Origin of the sequence: Citrobacter sp. wls615 (assembly GCF_005281355.1) — a bacterium.
Classification (GTDB): Bacteria; Pseudomonadota; Gammaproteobacteria; order Enterobacterales; family Enterobacteriaceae; genus Citrobacter; species Citrobacter werkmanii.
In genome coordinates this window covers 1-271 of record NZ_SZXM01000044.1, presented here as the reverse complement: position 1 = coordinate 271, position 271 = coordinate 1, and the positions used below count along the sequence as shown (strand labels likewise).

The following is a 271-nucleotide window of genomic DNA, read 5'->3' as shown; positions in this document are numbered from 1 at the left end:
CGGATTAAAATCATGAATATCCATAAATTATCCTTTTGAATTGTTAGGTTGAGGTATATCGCTGGCGTGAGTCTGGAGATATTTCAACAACGTACGGTCTTCCACCGGATTAAGCCGGTAGTAGGTGGACATGGATTTCAGTCCGGCGATCCAGCCATTCGCGGAATAACGAGTCGGCGGCGGCGTGCTGTGGCAAGCGCTACAGGTGGATTGCAACATCTGATCGGCGTATTGCCAGAGGGGGTCAATATTGTCGGTAAAACCCTCCGCC

Annotated in this window: 1 pseudogene; it reads right to left on the bottom strand. The window is 49.8% G+C overall.

Features of this window, described 5'->3' with window-relative positions:
- Window positions 1–27 precede the first annotated feature (27 nt).
- Window positions 28–271 (bottom strand): annotated as a pseudogene (locus tag FDX04_RS12215) (trimethylamine N-oxide reductase cytochrome c-type subunit); the annotation flags it as partial.